The sequence below is a fragment of the Maribacter flavus genome (assembly GCF_008386635.1).
Taxonomy (GTDB): Bacteria; Bacteroidota; Bacteroidia; order Flavobacteriales; family Flavobacteriaceae; genus Maribacter; species Maribacter flavus.
In genome coordinates this window covers 736,478-761,233 of record NZ_VUOE01000001.1, presented here as the reverse complement: position 1 = coordinate 761,233, position 24,756 = coordinate 736,478, and the positions used below count along the sequence as shown (strand labels likewise).

The following is a 24,756-nucleotide window of genomic DNA, read 5'->3' as shown; positions in this document are numbered from 1 at the left end:
CTAAAACACTTAAGACACTACTAGTTTAGTTGGAATATTCATGTCCTCTATCCCTTACATTCTTAGAAATTCAAAATTTTTCATGAACCAATTCCATATTTACCATGGCGCCAGCAACGTTGCCCGTAGCAACACTATAAGCTATAGAACGCATTCTACTTGAATTATCACCGCAAGCGAAGATTCCCGGAATATTAGTTTTTTGAAAGGAATCCACTTTTAATAACCCCATTTCATCCGCTTCACATCCTAATGCAATAGGAATGTCGGATTTTTGCCTAATAGGCAAGGAAGCGTAAATTGCCTTGAAAGGTTCGCTCTGACCATTTTCAAAATGTAATTGTTCCAAATGCCCGTTACTATGTTCGAACTCGATTATTGGTGATTCGTTGACTTTAACTCTGTTCCTTTTCAATTTTTGCCTTTCCTCAGGACTAAAATCTGCTTTTCCTTGGCTGAATATGGTCAAGTCATCGGTCAGGTTGTTTACCAAGCCTGCAAGGTGAAAGGCTCTTTCGCCATTTGCCATTATTCCTGTTTTTTGATTTCTGAACTCATATCCATGACAATACGGGCAATGAATGGCCGAAATTCCCCAACAGGCCGAGAACCCCTTGATATCATGCATAATATCCGTTATTCCAGAAGCAAAAATTAACTTTTTAGCTGTAACTGTTTGTCCGGATAGGGTTTCTATTTCAAAGCAGTTATCCAAAAACCTACCATCGATTGCTAAATCCTCCAAAAACGCAATAGTACTATAGGCAAGCAACTTCTTCTTTGCTTTTTGTGCTATGGCCAATGGAGTCTCTCCATCATGGGTAAGAAAGTTGTGGGAGTTTGGGGTTCTTTTATTACAAGGGTCATTACTATCAATTACCAACACATGTCTTAATGAACGGCCCAATGCCATCGCTGCAGAAAGACCGGCATAGCTTCCTCCAATTATAACGACTTCAAAAGTTGATTTTTTATTCATGATTCTTAGTGCCTATGATATTTGTAATTGATAAAATGTGAAATAATGAGGCCCGTAGCTCCAAAATATATGAGTGAACTTTCTATGTGGTAGACCGCTTCAATAAAAATGGCCAATGCTATTAGTAAAAAGGAGCAAAGGACCAATATCTTTAAAAAAACGGGCACTTTGTTTTTGATAATTTTCACAACAGGTAGAATTCCTATGGTCAAGAATATGCCATCAATTAAAGGGTGGTGGAATCTACCAATGGGCAAGACCAATAGAAAGGGAGCCAAAAGGCAATGCATAAGGCATAAGGTTGCCGAATAGATACCTATTAAATCATAATACTTTTGCTTCATGTCTTAATATTAATGCAACTTTGTTGCAAAAATAATCAAACCGTTTGCAAACGCAACTGAGTTGCATTATTTTTGTTTGTATGAGAAATACTGTCGCCAAACAAGCTATTTTGGAAATCTTGTACAAATCAGAAACAGCCTTGTCACAAACGGAAGTTCAGCAAATTCTGCCCCAAGGTTTTTGTAATAGGGTAACCATTTATCGTGTTTTGGATCGACTGGTTAAAGAGAATCTAATCCACGAAATAACGAATATAGATGGTGTAGTCAAATATGCTAATTGTAAAAAATGTAATAAAAATCATTCTCACCAACACCTCCATTTTAGTTGCGAAAATTGTAATACTGTTACATGTATTAAAAGTGTTGAACCCCAATTTGACCTACCAAAGGAATACGAGATAAAAAAAATCAACTTTATGGTATCTGGTATCTGTCCAAGTTGTTCCCGGTAAAAGCACGTATTTGTATCCCTTTTCGTGTATTAAAGTCATAGTATAATTGGGTATTTCAATACATTACTATTCAGTCATTCCGGTTCCTCCAGGTTGTAATACAAAATCACCCATACCATTTGAACAAACATTATTGGATAATATATAATACTGTCCACAATATTATTGTTATTACTATAACCTAGCAATAGGATAACAAACGTGAAAATCAAAAAAAGGGAATGAATACCTTTTGCTTTGATTTGTAGTACGCAGAAGCTAAATTGCGTGAGGCTTATGGTTAAAATGGAGGTAAAAGCACATACCCATAAATACCCCTTTTTAATTATTTCATTATCGTTTTCAGAAAGTTTTAAATCCGGACTATAAAAACTCTGCGCGATTAGGGCTATTGAAAATAAGAGAATAAAAATTTCTGGTAAAAGGAATTTTTTTAATTTAATCATTTTTGTCAGACTAGCATAGTAGAGGCTTACACCTAAAACCATATTCCCGATCCCTACCAACCAGTCAGAAGGATAATCCTTTATAATTAGCTCTATTAATGTACTTGGTAATTCACCAAACTCTTGGTAAAAAAATAGTATGGCCAACGAATTTGCCAAAACAAAGAATACTCCACCTATGACGTTGAACCTTTTCAGATTTTTAATCCATTTTAGATTAACTAATTCCATATAATTGCTGTAATTAGCGTCCAGAAAAACCAAAGTGCCAATTTCATCCACTCTCTTGAAGTGTGTTTTACTTACTAAAACAAGGCTAAAATGAAATTACCAAAAAAGCAAATCCGAAAAATTCCACCAAGACGGACGGACCTCATTAGTTGTGAACAAAAGAGAGGTAGCCAAGCAATGAACCAAACATAACGTCCTTTACATTGCACCCTAGATATTGGATCTTTCTTTAATTAGTTTTCAAATTGCCATATTCTCTTGGTCAATTGGCTCTTATTTCTTTAATGTAACGGTACGCGTTACATTGTTAAAAGGACCTGGAATAGGATTACCTTCAGCATTGATTAATTCGAGTTGGATGGTCACTTCACCCGATGGAAGTCCTTTGATGATGTGGGGAGCCCATTCCGTAACTAGGAATTCCTGACCGTTGATGGTTGCCCTTACCTTATTACCGTCTTCTGACAGGGTAGTGTTAAGCACAAAAAAGTCTAACATCAGGTTTTCTGTATCCGTGCCTGAATACTCGCCTTTTGGACGACTGTAAATCAACGTAGGAGCTTGCATATCAAGGCCAATAGAGTCCTCTGGATTGCTGCCTACCTCGAGTTTTCGTACCACTACCGAGTTATTGTTCTTGACTGATTCATGGTAAGAGCGGCTCAAAAAGGCAACCAAATGATGCACACCTTCCGGTACTTCCTTTTTGAAAACTGGTTCGTAGTGCGCGGAATAGGGTTGGTTATCGACAATGAAATGAATGTGCTGCCCCTTGCCGGAATTGGCTAGTTTTTCGGCGTTGGGACTTTTGGTCTGTGCTCCCAGTTCATAGTTGTTTACCTCGAAGGCAAAATCTACTTCTCCGGCGTCTGCAACCTGTATCGTTTTAGGACCGTTCAAGGAAAGGGATGCATCCTCGTAAGCCGGAGAACCCTCCAACTTTTCGAGTGTGATTTTAGGGGCCTCTTCCTCCATGGAAGTTTGCGCGGCCGCATCAACATCAGAATCATTCTTTTTTTGCTGCTTACAGCCTAAGATTGTCAGGGTAATGACCATTGTACCTGTGAGAATCATTTTTCTTGTCATTTTCATGATTTATTTATTTAAAGGATTATATATTAAGTTTATCATTTCAATTTGTTACTTGCCGGAGTTTCGAAATGCCAGACGGACTCCGTTCCTTCATTGGTTATCGCTAAATTTCCAAAGCGAGTGATACTGTTGTCGGGCTCGTTCAAATGACAGCGCAACTTTGTGATGCGGCTAAAAGCCACTGAGGTCGAAGGCTCGATGGTAATCAATATGTCGCCACTGGCGATTGTCAGTTTATCGGCCTCCTTTTTTATAAGATCACATCCTAGGTGTCTCATTTCTTGGGCGATACGGTTATAGTCTTTTGGGGTACAGTCCATTTCTATGGCTTTAATGCCTTTAAAAAGTCGTTTGTGGTCATAGGCATTTTGCAAATAGGCCTCTCGGGTATAGGTTTTATGTTTTTTTTTGAAAAGACTATCTAGGAATATAGGATTATAAAATGCGTACCAAGTATGCAGTGAAGTATTACGACTAGGAGTATAAAAGGCCTTAAACCAAACGGATTTGCTTTTGCCAATCGGCATGCTGACCGTATCACAGGCTCTAAGAAACGAATTTGAGTCTTTCTTGAGCTTGGGTTTTACGCCAAGGTGGAAATGTCCGCCATCATTCTCCAATGAAAATCCAATTCCACTTTTTCCTACTGGCTCATTGTAGTCATTATTTGGCCCCAAGATTTCGATATAATGTCGATGTCCGCGAAGGTAGCAGCTGGTTGCTTTTTCGTCAATCGGTTCAAAATTTGGTAGTCCCAAATCGACTTTGGCATAATTTTTAAACCATGAGGGGCTATTGGTGAATTCGCTATATGATAGGCTGTCCAAAACAACATAGAGGTGGTCAAAATATATTTGTGAGACATCTTTTTTAAAAAGCTTATCTATTTTTTCACGATCCACTAGGTCATTTTTAAGTTTAGCCCCTTGCTTCTTGCAAGAAATCATGGATATGATGGCAATGAGTAAGAAAAGCTTTCGGAATATCATTAGAACTGTTTTAAAAATGTAATCTTACTTATGAACTGGGTATTGCGCTGAATTGGATCAATAACATCGGTCTGTGTATCGTTGAACACCAAATAAATGAAAGATAGGGGCATATATTCCCAACTAAAGCGTACGTTCCATCTGCCTTGTTCATCAAAACTATTGTATTGGTAAAATGTGGATAATTGAACCCTAGGGTTTAATGCCAGACGCACGCTAGCTGTATACAAATCCGTATTTAGATCTTCACCAAGTATTCCCAAACTATTAATGTTATTGTGCTCATAGTTCACGTTCATGGCAATATGGGGTGAAGGTGCATATCGAAGCCCGGTAGTAACCGAGTTTCGTGTGCCATTGTAGAAATCCCCAAAATCATAACTGATAGATCCAGAGAATTTTTTTGAGCGGTCCGTATTGTAGCGCACTAAATATCTGGTATATCTGTAATCGTCCTGAGCGATCTGCAGACCAAGGGGTGCAAAATCAAAATTGATGTTCTGCCACGTAGGAGTAAATGATGCCTCTACAAAACTATTGTCCTTGAACCAGGTGTAAATAGGAAAGATGTACAAACTCGATTGCTGAAAATTACCGAAGTCTTCAAAGTCATGATAATAGTTGAAGAATGCTCCAGGATCCCAACGCCTAATGAACGGAAGCCCTTTAGGGCGCATAATGGCATACCCACCGGGACTATGGTACATAACATCTTTCTGACTCACAAAACCCATATCAGGGGTATATTCTTTACTTACAAAACTGTTCAAATAGCCTAAGTACGATTTGTTCGTGGTATTACCAATGAATAATTGCCCCGCATATCCTGTTTTGCTAGTGCCACTATCGTTTGATGCCGACAACATATAGGTGATGGACAGCTCACTTTTAGGCCGGATCAAACCATCAATGGTCACTGTTGTGTTATCAGCGCTATTCAAATTTTGTTCCGAAAAGGAATCATCCCTTCTATAGGTAAGCATAGCCCCAAAATTATTTTCCTGTCCATAATTTTTTGTGTAACGGGCGACCCCAAAGGTAGCTCCAGGGCTATCATCGGTTTCCCTTTGACGTACCGCCAAAGCTGCGATTGTTCTGTTTTCTGTCCTATCCGTATACCGTCCTCCAATATCCAAGGGTGCCGGGGAAGCGTTGAAACTATTGGAAAGCCCAATGGTACGACTAAAAAAGGGGCGAATAAAAGAACTATTGCTTCCTGCCCAAATACCAGAGTTTTCCAAAAAAAACTGCCTCCGTTCCGGGAAGAAAATGTTGAAGCGCTCCAAGTTGTTTACGGCCCTGTCCACATCGGCTTGGGCAAAATCCGTATTGATGGTAAGGTCCAAAACCGCATTGGGATTGATGGCCCATTTTACATCACCACCCACTTTAGGATCACTCAGTTTATTGGTCAAAATATCACCGGATTTATTTTCATCGTACTGATATAGGGCATAGGGCTCTACACGAATATTCGCAGAAGGAGGTGGTACCTCCAAACCCGTAAGTTTGGCCGCATATGTCATACGATTTTCAGAAAAAGATTGGGGTATCGCCGGAAATACCGTCTTTTCATAGTCCCTTCTGGCCAACCGAAAAAACGTAATGCCCCATGCTACCGGAACTCCGGATATTGGCCTATCATAACGTATGGATTTGAAAGGAATGGCGAACTCTGCAAAATAACCCTCATCGGTACGTTGGGTACGTACCCTCCAAAGAGCATTCCAGTCCTCATCTCGATTATTATCATTAAAGTTCTGAACATCCTGTTGATTTCCATAGGGGGTTGTTTGAAAGGAAACGGCATATTGCTTGGTGTTTTGGGCATCGATTTGTATTCCAAAGACATCGTTTTCCTGCCCATTGAAATCCCTACTTAAATCCTGCATTCGCACCCCTTTTTTTCCAAGGGAATCCTTGGCAAATACACCAAAGTATACATGTTTATCGTCATATAGAATGCGTACTTCCGTAGGGTTCTTTATAGTACCTCCTTGCACGGGTTCAACACGAAAGAAGTCGGTAACGGGTTCTGCCATTCCCCAATCGGTCTCATTGAGTCGGCCATCGACCGTAATACTACCTTTTACCCTATTGGCCGTAATGGTTACCGGTGTTTCGGGCGGAGGGAAATTACCAGTTACGGTTTCTTGACCCAGGGTAATTTCTAGCGTCAGTAAGGTCAATAATACAATAAAGTTATGTATCCGATTATTATTCTTCATGTCAAAAATTGTTATCCACCTCTGCAGCTTTCAGCATCATATAATGAAGGTCCGTGTTTTTCACAAAGGGTTTTAAGAGTTCACTGCCAGGACCGTACATGGCCAGTTCCACATAATCCGCAGAGTGTTGCATACTGATCCAACCCACCGAGTTATGTTCTTTTTGAATTTGGGCCAGGGCATTGAATGGGAGACTCTTGGGATTATATAGTCCTGCCTCCGCCTCCAATTTGTCATAATACGTAAGCAACATTTTGGCTTCATCGTCTTTTAAAACGATACCATTGGCATATTCGATCCTTTCCTTGACCGTATTAACTGAAGATTCCCTACCCAATCCGTTCAATATCCAATTATTGGTATGTTTATAGTGCTGAATGGTATCGAAGTTTTGATTCGCCTCACTCCCATATATAATTCCAGGATTTGCATTACCATGATCTGTGGTAATTATGACCAAGGTCTCCCCATCCTGTTCCGCAAAATCCATGACTGTTTTAACGGCTTCGTCAAATGCTATCTGATCATACAATAATCCGGCAATGTCATTGGCATGGGCTGCCCAATCTACCTTACCGGCCTCCACCTGAAGCACAAATCCCTCCGCATCATTTTTAAGGTAGCCTATAGCCTTTTTAGTCATTTCGGCCAGACTGGGAATGGCATCAAACAGTTGCTTATTGCTTTCCCTATCCTTTGTGTAAGGAAGTCCATCATCCGTATATACCCCTAAAATGGGCTTGTCATCTAGGGAAGTAACCATTTGTTTTCGGTTCTTGATGACTTGATACCCTTTTGATTCAAAAGCGGCATACATATCCTTTCCATCCTTTCTCCTGTTCTTGTCAAAATATTCATTACCACCACCCATCATTACATCAAAACCCTGTTCCAAATACTTTTCGGCAATCGATTCCTGATCGTTTCTGAACTTTTGATTGATGCAAAACCCTGCCGGAGTGGCATGTGTAATAGGTACTGTAGTAACACAGCCTACTTTTTTCCCAGCATCGTGAAATTTCTGCCAGATAGGTTTGTACTCCTCTCCGTTGGCACCAATATTCAATCTTCCGTTGGGTACCCTGTTACCACCGCCCCAGGAAGAACTAGCTGCGGCGGAATCTGTCACTATAGAACTTGCGGATGCAGTATCCATTAGTGCTCGGGTGATTTTGTTGTCCCTATATAACTGCAGCCAAGTACTTCCAGTACCATTTTTTCGATTTAGGTATAAATCGGCCATATTTAGGGTGCCTGTACTCATGCCGTCACTGACTAAAAATATGATGTTCTTTGCCTTTCTATTTTTAAATACTTCCGCCGTTTCCGCTGCCTTTAATGGCTCAAAAGGAGCGAAAAGGGATGTTCCCAACATCCCTAAAGAGGTATTCCTAAAAAATCTTCTTCTATTCATTTTTGATTGATTATTTCTTTATTATTCCAAATGAAACCCACTACTTTCCGTAAGGATGTAGTTAAAATGCATTACGTCATCTTTGTTCAATTTCAATTTTCCGGTTATGGTTACTACATCGTCCGTTTTAAAATTATGTTTCGATTTAAACTGTATTTCGACCGCCGTTTCAGGTCCTCCCATTCCACAGAAAAAACAGGAGGCCATGGGGTTTTTTGAAAGGATAAAAAGTTTCCCGTTTGGGTCGATGTCCAAAAAGTATCCAGTTAAGGAAACTTCTTTCCCTTGTAGCGCAAGTATGTGCTTGCTAAAGTCCGGATATAAAAAGTTGGAATCGTAAGAGGGGAAATATTTTTCGGTGTAGTTGATTTGGGCCAAGTCCTCCCAAGTAAGGTTTACCTGTCCTATCGCCACATTGGAAATTGTCAAAATTAGTAGTGTAAAAAATTTATTTTTCATGACTTAATATTTTAGAAATGTTCATTTTAACGATGGGATATATGGCAAAGACAATTGCAAATAATACCATGGTCAGGACCAAGAAACCTGTTGGTAAAAACTCTTGGTAGCCAAACTCAATAGGCATTTGCTGTTTGTATTGGTCCGCAATCATTTTAAAAATTAAATAGATTCCCAAATAGGATAGCAAAGTCCCAATAAGGAACGAGATTGCCGCAACCAATAACCCTTCATAAGCGACCATTTTTATCAATTGAAAATTGGATGCACCGTACGTACGCATCAATGCCAAATCAAAGGCGCGGTCCCGAACCATGCGGTACAGGCTGACAAAAATGGTGATGCAGGAAATGGCTAAAATGGCATAGGCTATGCCTGTAATGACCTTGATTCCAACCCCTGTAAATTGGTACAATCGGTCCAGTTCAAATTTTGGAAGGGCGGCCTGCATATTGGTGTTTTCATTTATGGCCCTGGGGAGGTTCAAAAGTGCCATTGGATTTCTGAAGGACACTAACAAGGATGTAATCTCTTTATTTTCCTCTTCCAATACGTTATCCTCATCATGATGACCTTCTTCTGAATCATGGTCCGGATTCACATGTTCATCCTGGTGACCGACTTCCTTTCCATTTTCTTCGTGATGGTGCACATCCCAAATCGTCTCCAGCGGTGTTACCAGCAATCTATCAATTACTTTGCCTGTTGGTCTGTAAATACCCACTACGGTCAACAGATCATCATGTTCATGACTCCCTAACACTGCCAATCCGTGTGAACTTTGAAAGGTATCGCCAATTTTCAGATTTGTCCTTTCTGCCAAGGTTGCACCAAGAATCACTTCCATAGACCTTTCTATGTTTTTCCCTTTATCCAAGGTTGCGCCATATAAGAAAGCAAAATCCTTAGTAGTACCCACGATTCTATATCCTTGATAGTTGTCCCCGTAGGAAATGGGTACGGCTTTCTCTACCATCGGATTCTTGGCAAGGGTTTTCGCCTCGGTACAAGAAATGTTGCCCGTGGGGTTGTCGATATGAAGTACCGATGCAAGCACTAGTTGTAGCGGGCTGCCTTTGGCGCCAACGACCATATCAATGTTGCCCAAATTATTTTCCATTTGGTTTTTGAGCGACCTATCCAGTTTTTGTATGCCCAACAATAAGGCGATACTGACCGAAAGCATTAATACACCCAAAAATGTATACAGCGGCTTGTACCTAAAGTTCTTTATGCTGATTTTGCCAATATTCATAATGCCATGTGGTTTTTGAACATGGGTTTGATCCTGTTGTCGTGGGTGATGACTATTAAATTTGCATGGTGGGCCTTTGCTTGTTGAATGAGCAAGTTCATGACCTTATTGCAATTTTCATCATCCAAGCTTGAGGTGGGTTCATCCGCCAGAATTACCTTTGGTTGATGCACCAAAGCCATCGCAATTCCCAATCGCTGCAGTTGTCCTTCGCTCAGCTCTTGAACCTTTTTGTTTTTGCAATCAGCGATATCCAGTTGTTTCAACACCTCGGTCATGGTTTCTTGATTAAGCGTTTGTTTCGCAAAGAATAGCCTGGCCTCTAAGTTTTCTATAACATTAAGTGATTGTATGGCATGGTTTTTTTGAAAAACAAGCCCAATGTTCTTTCCCCTAAACTTGTTGGTTTGCCTTGTTGAGAGTTGATGTACTTTTACCTTACCGATTTGTATTTCCCCTTGTATTGGTGATAGCAAACCTGCCAATAAGTGTAAGAAAGTAGTTTTTCCAATGCCTGACTTGCCTAAAATCAAAAGATGCTCGTTTTCAGGCAAACTTATATCGGGAAAGTTGAAGACCGCATCATCAGTATCATATGTGAAGGTGAGACCTTGGGTTCTTATCATTGCACTTTAATTATAAACGGGTATCGGCCATTGATCATCTTGAATCAGCAGGCGGTTTTTCCATAATTCCACTTCCACGTCCGTTAGAAGACATTTTTTGAGCTCTTCTCTCAATTTTTCCTTTTCCAAATACTGCCCAATAAAAACCAGCTCATTTTTTCTATCCCCAAAAGCGGTATCCCAATCTGATTCAATGTGTTCCTGATTTTGAAGAAAAGTGGGATTTCCGATACGTTCCCCAAAGGACATGGATGCCCACCAAACACCTGCCGCATCTACCTTGCAAGATCCCCCGGCCGAACTCCACACCAATGCCTGGTCCGGCCTTGAGGCCAACCAAAACAATCCTTTGCTGCGGATTATATTTTGAGGAAACTTTTTGTTTACAAAATCCAGAAATCGTTCGGCATGAAACGGCCTTCTGCTTCTAAATGTAATGGAACCAATACCGTACTCCTCGGTTTCCGGTACATGTTCGTTTTCCAATTCTTTGATCCATCCTGCAGAGGCCTCCGCCTTTTCATAATCAAACAAACCGGTGTGTATGACCTCAATGAGCGGTACCTTGCTCTCCTTGGTAGGAATAATTCGAGCTTCGGCATTTAACTTTTGGAGAATCGCATAAAGCTCCTTGAGTTGTTCCTCCGTAACCAAATCCACCTTGTTCAGGATAATGATATTGGCAAATTCCACCTGATCGGTCAGCAAGTTGACAATGGTCCGGTTATCTCCTTCTATGTCCGTGAGTTCGCGAGTGGCAAGATAATCCGAACTCGAGAAATCCTTTAGGAAATTGAAGGCATCCACCACGGTGACCATAGTGTCTATATAACTGAACCGGCTCAGGTCAATTTGGCCATCGGCACTTTCGAAACTGAAGGTCTGCGCCACAGGAATGGGCTCCGATATACCCGTACTTTCTATTATCAAATAATCAAATTTTTGATCTTTGGCCAATTTTTCAACTTCAACCATAAGGTCCTCACGAAGGGTACAGCAAATACAACCGTTGGACATCTCCACTAATTTTTCTTCGGTACGTGAAAGCGTGTTTTCATTTTCTACCAATTGGGCGTCAATATTGACCTCGCTCATATCGTTTACGATTACCGCCACCTTCATGCCCTCTTTGTTGTGCAAAATATGGTTGAGCAAGGTGGTTTTTCCTGCTCCTAAAAATCCGCTTAAAACGGTTACCGGTAATTTTTTCATATTCATTGTCATCTTGTTCCTCTTTTAAATTTTATGCGGATTTATCATCATATGTAATTCGGCAAGGCTCCTTGCGATACCGTCCTGGATGGTCTCAAAACCAAGGGTCTTGCGGTCATTGCGTTACCATTTTTGGAGATCTTAATTGTTCCATATGAATCCAAGTGAGGTAAATCATCAGTTCCGTGTCCTTTCATATGGTAGCTCCGGAGACGAAATACATAAAAACCAGATTGTGTTTTTTTCATATTGATTTAATGAGCTAAATAGGTAATTCTCCGTTTACTGGCGATGAGTGACGCCAAACCAAACACCCCTATAGCTATTATTAAAATTATTACCGAAGCAAACGATGATTTGTCGCGTGGTTGATAATCAAACTGGGGCAAATTGGCAACGTCAGCTTTTTTAAAACTGGTGTTGTTGTAAACAAATGGCATAAAATGCGCTCGCCATTTGTGTGAAAAATCGAGAACCTGTACTCGATAATTGAGATAGTCTTGGGACGACGTACCAGCGATTTGGTTCAAGGCTTCTTGTGTAACCACTGCGGGAGAAAGCCATTTAAACGTACCTACCCATCCTTGCTGTTTACCTAATTGCGCGTCATAATTATCAAAAATGGGCTGTAGTTCTTCGCGAATCACTTTTTGTGCAACCATGAAATTATGCCAATAGGTGCGTTGCAGGGTAGTGTCGTTTACCGCATACTCTGGGTGATCCCTTAGAAAATTGTCCAATATGTCGTCCACACGTTTAAGCACGTCTGCCTGTGTACTGCGCATCTCATTGATCATGAGTGCCCTAGATGGCATAGGATACAAGGTACTACCCATTTGATTGAGTATAGAGGGAACAAGAAGTACAAAAACAATCCAAAGCCCTAAAAGTGACACAGCGTTTTTTGCCGAGCTTCCAATGAAAAGGTTGACCACAAAGACGAGGGCGAACCAAAATAGCATATAGGCCAAAGTCAATACTATGAGATTTAAGAACGTATTCATTTGGGAAAATGGATTAACTCCTAGGGCCAAAAATGTAACGAGCATAGCAGCAATGACCATAATCGAAAGCCAAAAGAATCGCAATCCCAACTTTTGCAACACCCAGGTTTCCATGCGAATGGGTTGCGACGCCAAAAGTCGTAACGAACCGCTTTCCCGTTCTGCGGAAAGGACATTATAGCTAAATGCAATAATCAGTAATGGTAGTAAATAAACGATGACAAATGCGAGGTCGAAACTGCCAAATAATAATTGCACCGGACTGGTCATTTCCGTAAAGTCTTCGATAAAGGAAAATCCGTACACTTCCGGTTTCTTGAAATGCGTGAACATATCACTCTGTCCGGTTGCAATAAAAGTAAAATCTTCAGCAGGCATGGCAGCAACTCGCGGATAGTTGTTTCCGATCTCCATGGGGTTAGTTGGATATCTCCAAGTAGGAACGGATACTTCTTGTCCATTTTCCAAACTGTCCAATAGCATTAGCATTCTCTCGTCATTTTTCCGAGTTTCGTCAAAAGCTTTGGCAATGGTTTCATTCCGTTCCTCAACTTTTTGCAAACCATTGTAAGTAGCAAATCCAACCAATAGCAGCAGCAGCAAACTCAATAACTGTATCCATCTACTGCGCAGTAATTGCCTTAATTCGTATTTAAAATTGAATTTAAACATGGCTAGTTTATTTTAACGATGAAAAATAATATTCCAAAAGACAATGCAAACCACCCCCCAAGCAACGTAAGGTTAGTTCCGTTTTGTGATAGTGTTTGCTCCAGACCGGGAGGCTCGTATTCAAATGGGGGTAATTGTTTCCAAAAATCAGGATCGGCCTGCCAATCCCAGTCCCCATATTCCGAGTTTTCGGCAAAATGATCGTTCAGGAATTTTTGGGTAGCAATACGATATTTTTCCGCAGCGTCGTTAAAATCCCAATGGGTTCCGTAGTCCGTATGGGCAATGGACATGCTTAGGAACCGGGTAGGGAGAAAAGGAGAAATTGCAGCTAAACTTCTATATACATTGGTTTGTTTGCCATATTGTTCCTTCAAATAATTATAGTGCTTAAAATATACCTCGGCCTCGTGTTCCTCACCTTTCTGCATGATATACCCGTCATAATTGAAAGGCAATTGACTCACGCTGTCTACATTGTATTCCCGTAAAACTTCACGTTCCAGCTCTTTTGCAGCATCACTCCAAGGATTGTGCCCATCCAGTCCTTTTTCTCGATCTACTTGCACTGCCGTGGCAAATTCTTGAGCTGTTGGGTACGGGTGCTTTGCCTGAGCGATATTGGTAGCCACTTTAGGTGCGACCAAACATGAAAGGATCCAAACGCCCAAGGAAAGTACCAGCGAGATTCCAGATTTTCTAGTTTTTGCTGAAATAATCAGCACTATATTGATAAAAACGCTATAGAATATAATGTACACCAAGAACATCATTACCAAAGAATCCCAACGGAACACACCAAAATCCTCCAATCCAGAAAGCACAATTCCGGCAATAAGAAAGAGCGCAGCCGTAATCAAAAATATGGGCAGGAAGAGTGCTGACCATTTTCCCAATATCCACTTCCAACTGGAAATTCCCTGACTTTTCAATAAGGTGAGGGTTCCCATTTCGCGCTCTTTGGTAAAGCTATCGTAACCCAACAAAATAATGAGCAATGGGATAATGAACAGTAGGATGAAGTCAGGTGTCAAATCTCCAAACCGGGCCAATCCCGTTTGGTCTGCCGCTGCGCTAAATTGTGCTTCATTACGGGCATGTGCTTCCAGAAAAATAGAAGTACCCGTGTACTTGTCCACACCTTGGTCCACGAGTGACAAAGGGTATTTGGGCTTAAAGGCATACGTACCGTAATGTGCCGCCGAATGCGGATTTTTTGCTCCTTGATTATCCCAGTTAGCGCGTTCATTTGCATTTGCGGTAGCATATTGCTCGTTTATGTTCCGGTATTGCCGCATGCTGATAAATACCGCCATACCCAACAATAGCAACACAATGATTAAGGAAATACGTACACGACCCTCGCGCAACAATTCCTTGGTTTCCTTGATAAATGTTTTTGAAATCATACTGTCGTTCCTTGATAGTCCATTGTCTTGAGATATGCCCTTTCCAGTTCGGAGAGGGAAATGTCCTCGGCCTTAAATTGCTGTCTCAATTGTCCGTCTTTCATGATGCCGATATGGGTGGCCACTTCCTTGGCACGGAAAAGATCGTGTGTGGCCATTAGTGTCGCTACCCCCTTTGCCCTTAGTTTTTGGAGTAGGTTACCAAATTCGTTGCTGGCACTAGGGTCCAATCCCGAAGTGGGTTCGTCCAACAAAAGTACTTTGGCATCCTTGGCCAACGCGATGGCGATTCCCACTTTTTGTCGCATCCCTTTTGAAAAGGTCGATATGCGTTTGTCAAAAGCCTCCGGTTGCAGTCCTGCCTCTTCCAGAAATGCTTTTAGCGCTTGCGTCTTCAGTTTTTTGCCGGCAATGCCCGAGAAATAATCGAGATTCTCGACCGCCGATAAATTCGGGTATAGCATCAGATTTTCGGGGATATAGGCCAAAAACCGCTTGGAATCCTTCGAATTCTCGCGAACGTTTAACTGGTTAATAAAGGCACTACCAGAAGTGGGCTCGATAAAACCGAGCAGCAAATTGATGGTGGTGGTCTTACCGGCACCGTTGGCCCCTAGCAGGCAATAGATTTCACCTTCGTTTACATTTAGGTTTAAATTCTTAAGTGCAATATGCTCACCATATTTTTTAGTTAGATTGTCGGTAATTATCATTTTAAATGCGTTGATAGATTAATGAATACAACCACCACGTGATAGCCTTTTTTACAGGTACATCGTGTTAATTATCAAGATTCAAAGGCTGCCTTAAAAAAAGGTAAATAAGTTATAGGATAAGCAAAGACGGGGGGCCTCTGAGTAAATAATTGAACTTAGGCTCAGGTTTTGGAAAAAAACCATCAATAGGTATTACTGCGGCGTTAACCGATAGTACAATGAGGAGATAAGGAATCAACCATAAAAAAAGTGTTTGCCCCAACAATTTGGCGCATACTTCGCAGGTAAAGGAAGATTCGGAGATTTTGGTATCTTGGGTGTTGTTCTCTATATGGGAGTCAAATGAATGTTGTGTAAGCACATGCAATGTGTGATATGACAACTGTAGAAATAATACAGCTGTCAACATTATCGCAAACTTATTATTGGTTCTCTTGCTTCCCATGGATAAAGAAGGAGCGGAGTATATTCACTCCTTATTACTTAATTCTTTATTCAACTGTCAAATTAAATGTCTGGGCAATATCGGTCTCTCCACCTGCGTCGGCTAAAGTTCCATCGTTCGGTTTTTTAGGTTCATGACGCAAGGTAAATGTTAGCGTCCCGTTACTTGCAGTACCGGTATTTAAACGAATTTGTGTGCCCAGGGGGTTACCATCACCATCAAAATTGACATATTCTGTAGTGATATCAAGACCATCGCCAATGGTATAGAAGAATTGGTGTTCGTCATCCTCATCTTCGACCTCTTCAGTAATATTTTCAGGAGGCGTCTCTGATTCGTTCAATAAAAGAATATCACCAGTATAGGACGTGCCTGCGACAAGATTTCCAGAAACCTCAATTACCGGGGCATTTGGCCCATCGCCATCCAAGTCTTTTGATTCTAAGGTGATGACGGTACCGCCGTTATCCGGATTCAATGTCACGATTATGGTTGTGATCAACTCTTCCTCGTTTATAGGTTCCGGGTTATCATTATCGCTTGAACAGGATGTAAACAATAGAATTAAAAGAATAAAAATGGATAAAATCTTGTTTTTTTTCATAGCTGAAATTCTTAATTAAACAGTAAACTGATTTTGGTTTTTTAGAATTGGGCTTCCGATGAAATTGGATTTTTCTCCATCTCAAAGATTATTAGAGAATATCAATTCATTTAGGTACCACAAAGAGCACCGAATAATTTTCTCAAAAAGAACAGAAAAAAGAGAGACTTAGCCCAAAGTAGAGGGTGGAGGCCTAGAGAAAAGAGTGTGGTGATAAAAAGAATCGACATAATCCACACTTAAAGAAGTAAACCCTGATTTATAAGGTATTATAAGCGGATTATTAACAATGTCTATGGGTGTAGCGATGGTAGCATCAAACTGCTGGCCCTCAATAGTCAAAACACAAAGTTCACAATGTGTGTTTGAGTCGTCCAGCGTATCATGATGTTCGTAAACATGAAACGCAGAAATCTTAACCAGTAACAAACTGATTAGCAGAATGTAGAAAAACCGACCTAGCATTTCCTTCATACAATAACAAACTTAACGAATAATTTTAATGTTTGTTTGTGAATTTTTAGAAATGTTGTTAAGAGAAGATTTCGCAGCATATAAAAATTAAAAGCGACTTTATTTTAAAAAGTGATTCATTATAGTGATATAGCCAAGGAATATTATTTAATTCTTTTAAGAAAAGTCTTTCAAAAAATTTAAAAACAAATCCATTTAAACTGTTTTGTTACTCTTTTCCTAAATTTATAATGCGAAAGCGTCAAAAAGCCTTTCGGGTAGACCTATTCGGTTACCTATTTTGACAAAGTGATTATAACCGTTTGGTTATTAAGGGAATAGAGAAGGGGTTTTAACCCTGCCACCCCGACTAATAAAAGCCAGACATCTTGTCTGGCTTTTTTTTCCAGCTTCAAGCTTAAATTTTTAAACAAGAGAAATAAAAAGTACAGGAAACCGAAGGTTTGCTGGCTATTACTGAGCAACATACACAACAGGTTCAGCGAAGCTAACCCTGATACACCGAATTGATTATCAGATATTTACAAATTTAATTTCGTGATTCTTTTTGGTGCTTCATTATACCCTAATAAGTCCCCCAAAGGAAGGATTCTTTTATTCTCAAAACTTCAAATTTTCATCCTTGTCCCATAGGCCCCAATAAGCCCCCACATCCCCTTCGGTACCCACTTTCCATGATTCGTCAAAAGAAGAGAAAAAGAAAATTTCAATTTCTGCTTCCTGTGACCATTTTTGGGTATTTATGAAATATTTCAAAAAGTTTTGGTACGAAGGAAGCGCACCACGTAAATTAGTACCTTGACTGGGCCATCCAGTTTCCGTAATGATAACTTTTTTCCCTTGAGCCGCTTCCTGTGCCTGACGGTACATATCCTTTATATATAAAAGTGAGTAGTCCATTTCACATCCCTCCCAAAAAGGATAACAGTTCGCCAAAATTATATCACAGGCCTCAGAGACTTTTGGATGGTCCCGAAACTCATAATAGGCATCTACATAGCCCACTGGAACGTCTTCGATCTCTACTTTGCCTCGATGAATATAATCCAATAGTTCAGACTCAGTCAAATCACCCCTATACAGTACTTCGTTGCCTATCGCAGCGATATCGACCACACCCTCATTTGTCAGTTGAATTAAGCCCTCAAGCTCCTTTTCATTGGATTCCCTATCGTTTCCGAGCCATGCACCCACAAGTGTTTTCATGCCGTATTCCTTGGCTAATCTAGGAATGTTCTCATTGCCTTCGGTACATGAGAATGACCGCACCCATTTCGTGTAGGGTTTTATTATTTCCAGCCGTCTTCGAATTTGGTTATCAGACAACTGGTCACCAGGTTTTTGGCCTTCAACATAGGGGCTAAAACATAGGCCATGCATTCCCTTTTCCAATGTTTTCCTTGCCATGGACATTAACTCGTCCTCGTTGTAACCCTTAAAGTTATAGGTTGCTAAGGATAAATATTTTTCCGCTCTACTTGAAGACATAGTTTTTCCTATGATTTTGATTAATTTTTTCGGCCTTCCAAGGCCGCCCTAATTTCATTGGCCCGTTCCTCTGTCACATCATAATTGCGCATAATCCACATGGCGACCAAAGTTCCTACCATAGGAAAAAAGCAGAAAAAAGCATGAAGCCCATCTACCGCACCTTGTTGTTCGGTCGTCATCAACTCAGGATTAAATCCTACAAAGGCAATGATCGCCCCACTCAATGCACCGGCCAAGGCAAAACCAACTTTTACCATCCACCAATAAATTGCGCCAAATATCCCCTCTCGCCGCTTTCCGGAGTTCAATTCATCAATATCGATGACATCGGCCGTCATTGACATCATGATGGTAAATAGGCTACCGATCCCAAAGGAGAAAAACGGCAAACCTATAATGTATAACCATGGTTTACCGGGCACAAACAAAAAGTACAGCATAATGTATCCTATCACTGAAATTGCCTGGGCGAGCATAAAGGCCTTTTTCTTGCCCATTTTCTTGGACATCCATGCCACAATGGGTATAACTATGAACGTGGTGCCCAATGCCCCCAAGCAACCAAACAATGCCACCCAAATACCCGTTGCTTCTGCATCACCGTTGAAAAGTTTGTAAACGATTACAAAAAAGGTTAGTGCGGCCACGGTATTGAAGGCATTGAATATTAAAAAGGTAGCTCCACAGATTTTTCTGAATTCGGGGATTTTAAAGGCCTCCTTGAAGCTTTTGAGTATTTTCATTAAACTACCTCCAATATTTGCAGCGTTCAAAGGTTCGTAATCTTCTTGCAGTGTAGATTTGCTCTTAATGAAAATTGCGGGTACAATGGCCGCTAAGGCACACGGTATTGCCACCCAAATCGCCAATTCCCTTACTGCGACATCTGCTGAAGGAAACCAATCAGGATCGTACATGATAATCCAGAACCAAGGGGCGATGACCCATGCCCATTGACCGATCCATTGGGCAACGGCCATAATATTGGTTCGTTCGTGAAAATCGTCGCTCATTTCATAACCCATGGCCACATAAGGCACACTAAAAAAGGTAAGCCCTAAATAAAAAATGATGGACCATAAGAAGAAATACCAAAAATTATATTCCAACGAATTATCCTTATATAATTGCCACATGAAAATATAGGCGATACCCATAATGATACCTCCAATAAGTACATATTGGCGGCGTCTTCCCCATTTGGATTTGGTGTTATCCGATATAAATCCCATGATAGGGTCTGTAATGGAATCAAAGATTCTAGGGAAGAAATAGATAAGGGACCACATCCATCCAGGGAAACCCAAATCTTGGACCAGTACCACCATAAAAATCCCTAAAATGGCCGGAAACATCTGATTGGCGAACATGCCAATCCCAAAGGCCAGTTTTTGTCCAAAAGGCACTTTTCTACCTACAATAAATTCGTTTGTTGCACTCATATCGTTTGGTTGGTTTTAGTTGTTGATTTCGTTGTTAATGGAGGGAAGGGCCACATCATTTAAAAGTAGCTCCAAGTCACCGCTATATGTTTTTGAGATGGTGTTTCCATCCCTTACCATTCCTTCAAGGATTCCTTCATCTACAAGGTTCCAAAGGGCATATTTCGCGTTTCCATCTACTGTGAAAAGTCCGAAATGATTTTCTGAACCGTTCGGATTTTGCGCATCTTTCCAAGGCTCATCAAAGGCTTCGAAATAGAAACATGAAATTCCTTCGGCTTGGGTCCAGTTACGCATCAATTGGTAATAAATGGCCGACTTATATTCATCACATGCCTTTGAACCTTCGGGGCCGTAAAGTCCATCGGAATGGCTTGCCCAACCCGTTTCGCCAATATGGACCGGTTTGTCAACGCCTAGGTTCTTCATATATCTTACCACACTGTTGTACTGTGATTTGGCATAGTCCAAAGCTCGTTGCATCGCCGCATTAATTTGCTCGGTTTGTGAAAGGGATGCTTCATCATTTGTGATGCCCCAAAATTGCGGATTGTAATGGGTATCGTGCATGGGATAGGTATGTACTGATAGGTAGTCGACCGCTTTGATCAATTCGTCCAAATCCTTAACATGGTATTCTGGGCCGCCACCTCCCCAGGAGGCAAAATTGTCGGAACTCGTAATCCATAGATCTGAGGGCAGTTTTCCTTCTGATTTTAATGCCTGTAAATGGTTCACCCACTTAAGGATGATTTCCGGTTGCACGTAATAGGATTCCGCCCATTTGACCATAGCCTCGTTGCCAACGGCAATGACCTTTACAATATCCTGATAATCATTGGCCAAGGCAACGGCCCGTTTTATCTCATCGGCGTTTTGTTCACTTTCAATGTTGTGATCTACCGGTTTTCCTGTCCATGCGTTTTTACAATCGATCCATGCGCCCAGCATAACATACATTTCAAAGGTTTCGTCCTCATTTTTTAGTTCACGAATGGCCTTGAGCACGTTTGATGCATGGGGCAACTGCACATTGTAGGTTCGCAATACCCGTATACCCATAGCATTTAGCAAACGCATATCTTCCTTGAGCTGGTCCATGGTGGGTTGTAGTTGTCGTGAATTTTTTCGGTATCCGCCATACGAGATGGCCTGGTATTCTGGGTTGCCCAATATATCTCTTGCAGTCACTTGTTGTTCTTGTTTTTGTTGGTATGGGGGATTCTCATTTGCTTTTTCCTTACATGACACCAAAAGCAATATGCTTAGTATCCCTATGATATTCCGTTTTAATTTCATGGCTATCATTTTAATCGGGATGGGTTTAGGGCCACTTCAATTCGCGATACTTCGCCTTTTCGCTTGAATACAGATTCCGATAGTTTGCGATTAAGACAAAGGGTATCCATCGATTTTTTAGTACCGTCCGTAAAACCGATTATTAGGGATTCATTTTCGGCCATTTTATAAATTATTGGAACCTGACAGTAGGTGAAGGCTATCGTGTTGGATGGCAGGGGTATTTCGTTTGCAATTCCATCCACTCCAATATAGGTGAAGTTTTTACCCGCTTCCAAAAATTCGCTCTTACGCAATAAACAGGGTTCAAAGCATAATTTTCCTTCGTTAACAAAAGCTCCCAGTTCTCCAAATCGGCTTAAAATGTCCTCTTTTACCTGTCCTGTCATCCCCGGCTGTTGGGCCCCCTTGCCTGCCGGTGTGTGCGAGTAGGGGTCTGTGGGGAAGGCACCGTAAAGGGTAGGGGATTTGTGTACCCCGATCCCTTCATTGATTTCGTAATAGTGTTCCAGTAACCTGCCTACGATTTCAGGGTTTTCTCCTTCATGTACCGCTTTTAGACAGCACTCCTGGACCGCCAAAAACAGCTTGGAAACCATGTGCCAGTAGATGGAGCCCAAACCTTCGTAACCGTAAAAGGTACCCGATCTGCCGGTGAAGGCCTTATGGTTGAAAACTTCTTCAAAAACCTGAAGAATATAGTTCCGTTCTGATGGAATTAAGTTTTTATATTCTTTATTACTAAGGGAATCCAAGGCTTTGGTGACATCGTTGGCGTTGTTGAAGTTCCCGTTAAAGTGGTAAGAGCCGTCAACCGATCTTACAATGAGTTCCTTATTGCCTTCTTTTACCAACTTGGTAAGTAATTTCGATTTTTTGACCGATGCTTCCGGGATGTTGTTTTTCTCCAAAAACAGGGGAAGCTCCTTGTTGGGGTACAACAAATAACTGTATTGGTCTTCACGAAAAAGTTTACTGTGCTTCAATGCATCCAGCACGTTCAATGCTTCTTTTGAGGATAAATATCCTGAGCTTAGAACGGCCACCTGACCTTCAAGCATCTCTTCCAGGTAGGAAATGGACACTCCATTGTCTGGGGTAACGGACATAAGATTATAGGCATGGTACAAATCGTCTTTTCGCCTGTTGGCCTTAATGGAGTGTTCTAAATACCTAATTTCGAGTTCAATGAACGCTTTCAATTCCTCCAGGGATACACTTCTTTTTTCACCCGAAAAGGAATTTTCATAAACCTGATTTCGAAAGGAAGCGCCCGCCTTGCCTAGTCCATCTAGGATATTTTTTCGGGTTTGGTCATTCATGGGGCCGGTCAGGGCTTCTTTATGCCTGGCCAACGTTTTTGCTACGGAATCGAAAAATTCAAAAAGTTCAATAGCGATGGTAAACTCTGGTTTTTCTATATTTTCAAAAATTTCTTTAAAAAAGTTCAAAAACCGGCGTAGGTAATAGAGCGTTACCATGGAGACGCCGTTACCTACCAGCGCGTTGTTGGCATCGTTCCATTCCGGCCGTTGGGTGTTCATCCAGATACCGCCCTCTGGAATAAAATTGGAAAGCTTTGCCAAGGTCGTTGCCAAAATCTTTTCCAGAAAATTCGCCCTTACGATGCTTCCGTTAGAATCTTGTAAAAGTGCACCATCCGCACCTAGTTCGGCCCGTTTTTGTCGGATTTCCTTATCCAGCTCTTCGTCGAATAAAATCGTATCCTTTGGGTTTTCTAGAAGCTTTTCGTACGATTTAATTTTGTACGGTACGTTGGCATACACAAAAACTTCCTGGTCCAAAAGGCTTTCCAACTGTTTGGGATTATGACTTTCGAACCGTTCCAAAAATTTAAGCAGATAAATTATCTGGTGATCGCCCCAGTACCCAATATAACTCCAAGGGTCGTCCGGCTCAATTGTTTCCCAGTCAAAGCCCCCTTTGGTCACTCGGTACGGATTGTATCCGTCAAAAGTAGATGCGTTCAGGAATTTGTGGATCATACTTTCCAAAAACTCTGGGTAAGAAATGGAAAGAGCCTCCCAATTCTGGAAGATATCCCTCCAATTGCCTTCGTAATCCAAAATTTTGGATCCATCAACTTCACTACGCGTATTGATGGAGAAACGGTTCCATGGCCGGCTAGGATCTCCGTGCCTTCTGCTAAATTTCAATGGTAGGTATTCCAAGCAAAGGCGTTTGAAATGTACATCTGTATTCGATAGCGCCTGCTGCTTTAAATCATTGGCCGCAAAAATTTCCGGTAGGGCATCAATCGGGGCACTATTATTTTTAGCTACCTCTTTGTTGGCATTTACTAGGTACGCCCTAAAATCCCGTTTTTCGATATCGTAATTGTGGTCAAAAATACCACCGCGCATGATGTTAAAGAGCGTATTGGAAAAGTGTCTGGTATCCCTCAAGACATCTTTAGTGTCCTGTAGCCCATCCGAAGCCGCGCAAAGACCAATCAGGTTTTTCGTCCCCAAATCTATATCCTCCTGGATTTTTTGGTAAAGCCCCGTATCCTCTTTGATACTTTTGTCCAAAGCGATTATGGCACTGTGGTCCTGGTTTACGTTCGCCACCAATTGCCATTCCTTTTTGGAATTTGGGGGCAAAATTAAATCGGCATGGATGAAATAAGCTCCTTTTTCTGCCTTCACATCGGTTTCCGTGCCTATGGTACCCGTTCTTCTAAAATGATCTAATTGAAGGGAGGAAACCAAATACCCTAAATTATCAAGACCTAGTGACCAAACCACATTGGCCTTTAGGGCCTCGCTGGGTTCCGCCTTGTCCACAATAATGGCACTCAGGGCATAGATGCCAAGGCCGGAATTCTTTAATAATTGATTTCTTTTATAGGCATCGACCAGATTGCTGGAATTGGTCTGGGTATAGCTTCCCACACCGTAAGGAAGCACATTTTGGATACCGTCCAAAACGGAAATTTCAATTTTTGAATCGCAGTTGTTATGAATCTGGGACTTACGCACAAAACCAAAACGGTTACTTGAATTCCACTGATAGGAAAAAGTCAATTGCAGGTCATGGTTTATTTCTTCAAAAATTAATTTATTGCCATGACTGTTTTTATATAGGTTTCGAGTGGTACGATAAGCAGTTTTTCCAAGGTTTGAAAACGGTTCCCAAATCCATACGGTGTCGTCCTTATGAACCCTAAAAATGCTTTTGCTACCCGTTATTTCTGCCGATTCTGTGATTTTATCGTCCGTATAATAAGGAAATAGGGAGAATTCGGCATTTTTACGGCCAGCTGTCAATCCGCCATTGCTTGAAATGAACATCCAGTGATTGGAATCACTTACGATACTCATGAAGAAAGGCCGCATGGAATCGTAATTGCCAATTTTAAAATAGCTTTCGTTCTCTATTTCGATATATTCTAAGGGTACCTTGGATTTTTCGGTCATTTCCGGTAATTATTTTTTAAGATTTATTGA

At 41.1% G+C, this 24,756-nt stretch carries 20 protein-coding genes; 1 reads left to right on the top strand and 19 read right to left on the bottom strand.

The window, feature by feature from the left end; translation table 11 throughout:
* Positions 1–70 precede the first annotated feature (70 nt).
* Together F0361_RS03395 and F0361_RS03390 are read right to left on the bottom strand one after the other, a co-directional pair.
* Entirely contained in the window at positions 71–979 is a 909-nt protein-coding gene (locus F0361_RS03395; RefSeq protein ID WP_154917228.1) for an NAD(P)/FAD-dependent oxidoreductase, read from the bottom strand.
* Between the two features lie 5 nt (positions 980–984).
* Positions 985–1,323 carry a MerC domain-containing protein gene (locus F0361_RS03390; RefSeq protein WP_154917227.1) on the bottom strand — a complete coding sequence of 113 codons (339 nt, stop codon included), beginning with the start codon at positions 1,321–1,323 and terminating at the stop codon, positions 985–987.
* An 80-nt stretch (positions 1,324–1,403) separates the two neighbouring features.
* On the opposite strand from F0361_RS03390, the gene F0361_RS03385 reads away from it, so the two are divergent.
* On the top strand, positions 1,404–1,778 hold the full coding sequence (locus F0361_RS03385; protein ID WP_154917226.1) for a Fur family transcriptional regulator: 375 nt from the start codon (positions 1,404–1,406) through the stop codon (positions 1,776–1,778).
* A 74-nt stretch (positions 1,779–1,852) separates the two neighbouring features.
* Here F0361_RS03385 and F0361_RS03380 read toward each other — a convergent pair whose 3' ends face one another.
* The 17 genes from F0361_RS03380 to F0361_RS03300 all read right to left on the bottom strand — a co-directional run bounded on the left by F0361_RS03380 (position 1,853) and on the right by F0361_RS03300 (position 24,726).
* Complete coding sequence (locus F0361_RS03380) at positions 1,853–2,506, bottom strand: hypothetical protein (RefSeq protein WP_154917225.1); 654 nt, start codon at positions 2,504–2,506, stop codon at positions 1,853–1,855.
* A gap of 222 nt (positions 2,507–2,728) precedes the next feature.
* Positions 2,729–3,547, bottom strand: coding sequence for a hypothetical protein (locus tag F0361_RS03375; RefSeq protein WP_246160797.1), 819 nt, complete (start codon positions 3,545–3,547; stop codon positions 2,729–2,731).
* A 35-nt stretch (positions 3,548–3,582) separates the two neighbouring features.
* A complete protein-coding gene (locus F0361_RS03370) occupies positions 3,583–4,536 on the bottom strand; it encodes a DUF5829 family protein (protein WP_154917224.1) in 954 nt (317 codons plus the stop codon).
* Positions 4,536–6,764 carry a DUF5916 domain-containing protein gene (locus tag F0361_RS03365; protein WP_154917223.1) on the bottom strand — a complete coding sequence of 743 codons (2,229 nt, stop codon included), beginning with the start codon at positions 6,762–6,764 and terminating at the stop codon, positions 4,536–4,538. Before F0361_RS03365 ends, F0361_RS03370 begins: the two co-directional genes overlap by 1 nt.
* Before the next feature lies 1 nt (position 6,765).
* Positions 6,766–8,178, bottom strand: a complete 1,413-nt coding sequence (locus tag F0361_RS03360) for an alkaline phosphatase (protein WP_154917222.1) — start codon at positions 8,176–8,178, stop codon at positions 6,766–6,768.
* Positions 8,179–8,199: 21 nt separating this feature from the next.
* Complete coding sequence (locus F0361_RS03355; protein ID WP_154917221.1) at positions 8,200–8,637, bottom strand: hypothetical protein; 438 nt, start codon at positions 8,635–8,637, stop codon at positions 8,200–8,202.
* A complete protein-coding gene (locus F0361_RS03350; RefSeq protein ID WP_154917220.1) occupies positions 8,627–9,892 on the bottom strand; it encodes an ABC transporter permease in 1,266 nt (421 codons plus the stop codon). Before F0361_RS03350 ends, F0361_RS03355 begins: the two co-directional genes overlap by 11 nt.
* Complete coding sequence (locus tag F0361_RS03345) at positions 9,889–10,518, bottom strand: ABC transporter ATP-binding protein (RefSeq protein ID WP_154917219.1); 630 nt, start codon at positions 10,516–10,518, stop codon at positions 9,889–9,891. Before F0361_RS03345 ends, F0361_RS03350 begins: the two co-directional genes overlap by 4 nt.
* 6 nt (positions 10,519–10,524) lie before the next feature.
* Complete coding sequence (locus tag F0361_RS03340) at positions 10,525–11,730, bottom strand: GTP-binding protein (protein WP_154917218.1); 1,206 nt, start codon at positions 11,728–11,730, stop codon at positions 10,525–10,527.
* A gap of 254 nt (positions 11,731–11,984) precedes the next feature.
* Positions 11,985–13,406, bottom strand: a complete 1,422-nt coding sequence (locus F0361_RS03335; protein ID WP_154917217.1) for a DUF3526 domain-containing protein — start codon at positions 13,404–13,406, stop codon at positions 11,985–11,987.
* 2 nt (positions 13,407–13,408) lie between these two features.
* Entirely contained in the window at positions 13,409–14,815 is a 1,407-nt protein-coding gene (locus tag F0361_RS03330) for an ABC transporter permease (RefSeq protein ID WP_154917216.1), read from the bottom strand.
* A complete protein-coding gene (locus F0361_RS03325; RefSeq protein ID WP_154917215.1) occupies positions 14,812–15,528 on the bottom strand; it encodes an ABC transporter ATP-binding protein in 717 nt (238 codons plus the stop codon). The genes F0361_RS03330 and F0361_RS03325 overlap by 4 nt, the downstream gene beginning before the upstream one ends.
* Positions 15,529–16,022: 494 nt before the next feature.
* Positions 16,023–16,580: a type 1 periplasmic binding fold superfamily protein gene (locus F0361_RS03320; RefSeq protein WP_154917214.1), complete on the bottom strand. Its 558-nt coding sequence runs from the start codon at positions 16,578–16,580 to the stop codon at positions 16,023–16,025.
* Between the two features lie 1,074 nt (positions 16,581–17,654).
* Positions 17,655–18,542 (bottom strand): glycoside hydrolase family 17 protein, encoded by an 888-nt coding sequence (locus F0361_RS03315; protein ID WP_154917213.1) that lies wholly within the window; start codon positions 18,540–18,542, stop codon positions 17,655–17,657.
* A 20-nt stretch (positions 18,543–18,562) separates the two neighbouring features.
* The gene (locus F0361_RS03310; RefSeq protein WP_154917212.1) at positions 18,563–19,987 is read right to left on the bottom strand and encodes an MFS transporter; all 1,425 of its coding nucleotides are present in this window, start codon (positions 19,985–19,987) and stop codon (positions 18,563–18,565) included.
* A 15-nt stretch (positions 19,988–20,002) separates the two neighbouring features.
* Positions 20,003–21,286 (bottom strand): glycosyl hydrolase family 17 protein, encoded by a 1,284-nt coding sequence (locus F0361_RS03305; RefSeq protein WP_154917211.1) that lies wholly within the window; start codon positions 21,284–21,286, stop codon positions 20,003–20,005.
* A 5-nt stretch (positions 21,287–21,291) separates the two neighbouring features.
* On the bottom strand, positions 21,292–24,726 hold the full coding sequence (locus tag F0361_RS03300; RefSeq protein ID WP_154917210.1) for a hypothetical protein: 3,435 nt from the start codon (positions 24,724–24,726) through the stop codon (positions 21,292–21,294).
* Between the last annotated feature and the right edge of the window lie 30 nt (positions 24,727–24,756).